Source organism: Sandarakinorhabdus sp. (assembly GCF_040398645.1).
GTDB lineage: Bacteria > Pseudomonadota > Alphaproteobacteria > Sphingomonadales > Sphingomonadaceae > Sandarakinorhabdus.
Window position 1 is genome coordinate 1 of the sequence record NZ_JBBATR010000100.1, and the last position, 3,876, is coordinate 3,876.

The window sequence follows — 3,876 nt, forward strand, 5'->3', positions numbered from 1 at the left end:
TTGCTGTGGTTGCTGGTCGGGGTGGTCGCATGGCTGCGGTGATGGTGCAGGGCACCGGCTCCGATGTCGGCAAATCGGTGCTGGTTGCCGGCCTGTGCCGGCTATTCACCAACCAGGGCCTGGCCGTGCGGCCATTCAAGCCGCAGAACATGTCGAACAACGCCGCAGTAACCGCGGATGGCGGCGAGATCGGCCGGGCACAGGCGTTGCAGGCGCTGGCCTGCCGGGTGCCGCCGATCACCGATATGAACCCGGTGCTGATCAAGCCGCAATCCGATACCGGGGCACAGCTCGTGGTCCATGGCCGGGTGGTGGGGTCGATCGGCGCCGGTGATTACCAGCGCCGCAAGGGCGAATTGCTCGGTGCCGTGCTGGAGAGCTATTCCAGGCTGCAAGCCGCTGCCGACCTCGTGATCGTCGAAGGTGCCGGCAGCCCGGCGGAAACCAACCTGCGGCACGGCGACATCGCCAACATGGGCTTTGCCCGTGCGGCGCAGGTGCCGGTGGTGCTGGTCGGGGATATTGATCGCGGCGGCGTGATCGCGTCGATCGTCGGGACAAAGGCAGTGATCGAGGCAGCGGATGCGGCGATGATCAAGGGCTTCCTGATCAACAAGTTTCGCGGTGATGTTCGGCTGTTCGATGATGGCTATGCCGATATCGCCCGCCGTACCGGCTGGCCGGGGCTGGGCGTCGTGCCGTGGATCGCGGCGGCGCGTGCCCTGCCGGCCGAAGATGGCGTGGTGCTGGAAACCGCGCGCCCTGCCGTCGGCAGCATCACCATCGCCGTGCCGATGCTGTCACGCATCGCCAATTTCGATGATTTCGATCCGTTCATCCACGAACCCGGTGTGCGGTTGCTGTTCGTGCCGCCTGGCCAACCCATCCCGGCAGAAGCCGCCATGGTCATCATTCCCGGCACCAAGGCGACGATTGCCGACCTGGCGTTCCTGCGCGCCCAAGGGTGGGATATCGATATCGCCGCCCATGTCCGGCGTGGCGGCTGGTTGCTGGGCATCTGCGGTGGCTACCAGATGTTGGGCACGGTGATTGCCGACCCCGAAGGCATCGAAGGGCCGGCGCAGAGCGTCACCGGGCTGGGACACCTGCCGGTTGAAACCCGATTAAGCGCCGACAAGCGTCTGACCGCCGTGACCGGCACGAGCATCGCCGACGGCGCCGGGTTCAGCGGCTATGAAATCCATTCCGGCCGCAGCGTCGTCGCCCCGGGCACGGCGCCGCTGTTGCGGCTGGCTGATGGCGCGGTCGATGGCGCCGTCAATGGCTCCGGCCGGATCGCTGGCTGCTACATCCACGGCCTGTTCAACGACCCGGCACAGCGCGCGGCATGGCTGGCGCGGCTGGGGGCGGGGTCGGACGGTGTTGATCAGGCCCGGCGCGTCGATGCAGCGCTGGATGACCTTGCCGCTGCGTTGGCCGATTGCATCGACACCGAACAGCTTCTTGGCATCGCAAGGACAGGCGCATGATCAGCAAGGCCATGGCGCAGGCGCATCTCGACGCGCTGGCAAAGCCGATCGGCAGCCTGGGCGCGCTGGAGGCGCTGGCCGTGCAGTTGGCGGTGGTCCAGCAACGCCTCGATCCGGCAACACGGCCGCGCAGCATCACTTTGTTCGCTGCCGATCATGGGGTTGTCGCCCAAGGCGTTTCGGCCTGGCCCGCGGCGGTCACCGGCTTGATGATGGCGACAATCCTTGCGGGCAGGGCCAGCAGCACGGCGCTGGCAGCAGCGCAGGATTGCACGTTGCGGCTGGTCGATGTTGGCGCCGTTTCGCCGCCGCCGCCGCCATGGCCGGCGCATTACCGCGCTGCGCCGGTTGCCGCCGGCAGCGCCGATCTGGCGCTGGGGCCGGCGATGACGTGTGCACAATTCGATGCTGCCTGGGCCATCGGCGCCGACGAGGCGGTGCGCGCCGTTGCGGCGGGCAATGCCATTCTCATGACCGGGGAAATGGGGATCGGCAACACCACGTCGGCCGCCTGCCTGACCATGCTGCTGGCGGGGGCCACAGCCGATATTACCGTCGGGCGCGGTGCCGGCGCCGATGATGCGGTGCTGGCCGTCAAGACGCGCATCGTGGCAGAGGCCGCCGCGCGGGCACTGCCGCTGCTGGCGGCTGATCCCCGCGCCGCGATCGCAGCGGTGGCGGGTTTCGAGATCATTGCCATGGCGGGGTTTTTTGCAGCCGGAGCCGCGGCCGGTGCAACGCTGCTGCTGGATGGCTATGTCGCAACGGCGGCGGCGCTTGTCGCCGAAAAGCTGGCGCCGGGCACTGCCCGCCAGATAATCGCGGCGCATCGATCCGCCGAACCCGGGCATGGCGCCGCGCTGGCAAAGCTGGGGCTGGTGCCGCTGCTCGATTGGCAGATGCGGCTCGGCGAAGGCAGCGGCGCGCTGGTGGCGTTGCCGTTGCTCGACAGCGCGGCGGCGATCCTGCGCGATGTGGCGTTGCTGGCCGATCTGTTGCCGCCGGCGCCATGACCGACGATCGCTGTCCCTGGTGGGCGCCGCCGCTGCTGGCGGTGCAGTTCCTGACACGGGTGCCGGTGCCGTGGCTCGATCGGCTATCGGGCGCACAGGTCGCCACCGGCCTGGTGCGGGCCGTGGGCTGGTTTCCGCTGGTCGGGGCGCTGGTCGGCGGGGTCACGGCGGCTGTGGCGCTGGCGGCGGGAACCCTGTGGCCGGCGACTGTCGCAGTGCTGTTGGCGTTGGCGGTCGAAGCCCGGCTGACCGGCGCCTTTCACGAGGATGCGGTTGCCGACTTTTGTGATGCCTTTGGCGGCGGCCATAGCGCCGACGACGTGCGCCGGATCATGAAGGACAGCCGCATCGGCAGCTATGGTGCCGTTGGCCTTTTCCTCGCGCTGGGGTTGCGCGCGGCGTTGCTGGTGGCGGTCATCGGCCGGTTCGGTGCGCTGGACGCAGCGATCGTCATCATCGCATCGGCGGCTTTCGGCCGGTTGCTGGCAGCCGTGCTGATGGCCGTGGTGCCGCCGGCACCGGCCGGCACCGGGCTGGCCAAGGATATCGCATCGGGCGTCGGGCCGGGCGTGCTGGCGCTTGCCCTTGCAACGGCCCTGCCCGTTGTTGCGCCATTCGCGATTATCGCGCCAGCGGCTGCGCTTGCCGGCGTGGCGGCGGGGGTGGGTTTCGTCTTGTGGTTCCGCACGCTCTTGATCCGCCGGATCGGCGGCAGCACCGGGGATTGCCTGGGCTTCGGGGCCTATGCCGGCCAGTTGCTGGTGTTGCTGGCGGCAACGGCCGCACCGTGATGCGGCACCTGTTGCTGGTACGGCATACCGAGGTGGCACGGCGATGGCGCGGTCGCTGCTACGGCACCAGCGACGCCGGGTTGAGCCAGGCAGGCAGCGCCCATGCAATTGCCATCGCTCCGCAATTGGCGGCGTGGCGACCCGATATCGTCATCCATTCCGACCGGCGCCGCACACGCGACCTGGCAAGGCGGGTGGCGACGCTGGCAGGTGTCGACTGCCTGCCCGATGCGCAATGGCGGGAACGCGACTTCGGCGAATGGGAAGGTAGAACCTGGAACGCCATCTACCGCGCCACCGGCAGCGCCATGGATGGCATGATCGATGCCCCGGACAGCTTTCGCCCCGGCGGCGGTGAAACTACCACCGAAATGCTCGAACGCATTGCGCTGGCGCTGTCCCGCTTGCCCGCCGGCCGGATCGCCGTGGTGACGCATGGTGGCCCCGTCGCTGCCGCCCGCTGGCTTGACGCCGGCCTGGCGGTATCGATGTTGCCGACGCTGATCCCCGGTCATGGGGAAACATGGGAGATGGCTCAAGGCGCAGTGCGGTAATGAGCACACCGGAAAAAGAATGATCTGG

General features: G+C 68.6%; 4 protein-coding genes. All 4 read left to right on the top strand.

Going from position 1 to position 3,876, the window contains the following annotated elements; genetic code table 11:
• Positions 1-29 precede the first annotated feature (29 nt).
• The 4 genes from ABWP50_RS13250 to ABWP50_RS13265 are packed head-to-tail and all read left to right on the top strand — an operon-like array spanning position 30 to position 3,848.
• Positions 30-1,490 carry a cobyric acid synthase gene (locus ABWP50_RS13250; protein ID WP_353218462.1) on the top strand — a complete coding sequence of 487 codons (1,461 nt, stop codon included), beginning with the start codon at positions 30-32 and terminating at the stop codon, positions 1,488-1,490.
• Complete coding sequence (locus ABWP50_RS13255; protein ID WP_353218459.1) at positions 1,487-2,503, top strand: nicotinate-nucleotide--dimethylbenzimidazole phosphoribosyltransferase; 1,017 nt, start codon at positions 1,487-1,489, stop codon at positions 2,501-2,503. The genes ABWP50_RS13250 and ABWP50_RS13255 overlap by 4 nt, the downstream gene beginning before the upstream one ends.
• Positions 2,500-3,294, top strand: coding sequence for an adenosylcobinamide-GDP ribazoletransferase (locus ABWP50_RS13260; protein ID WP_353218460.1), 795 nt, complete (start codon positions 2,500-2,502; stop codon positions 3,292-3,294). Before ABWP50_RS13255 ends, ABWP50_RS13260 begins: the two co-directional genes overlap by 4 nt.
• A complete protein-coding gene (locus ABWP50_RS13265; RefSeq protein WP_353218461.1) occupies positions 3,294-3,848 on the top strand; it encodes a histidine phosphatase family protein in 555 nt (184 codons plus the stop codon). Before ABWP50_RS13260 ends, ABWP50_RS13265 begins: the two co-directional genes overlap by 1 nt.
• The last annotated feature ends 28 nt before the right edge of the window (positions 3,849-3,876 follow it).

Coding starts and splice junctions, on each gene's coding strand:
- ABWP50_RS13255 (WP_353218459.1), top strand. CDS start 1,487: ATGATCAGCAAGGCCATGGCGCAGGCGCATCTCGACGCGCTGGCAAAG.
- ABWP50_RS13265 (WP_353218461.1), top strand. CDS start 3,294: ATGCGGCACCTGTTGCTGGTACGGCATACCGAGGTGGCACGGCGATGG.
- ABWP50_RS13250 (WP_353218462.1), top strand. CDS start 30: ATGGCTGCGGTGATGGTGCAGGGCACCGGCTCCGATGTCGGCAAATCG.
- ABWP50_RS13260 (WP_353218460.1), top strand. CDS start 2,500: ATGACCGACGATCGCTGTCCCTGGTGGGCGCCGCCGCTGCTGGCGGTG.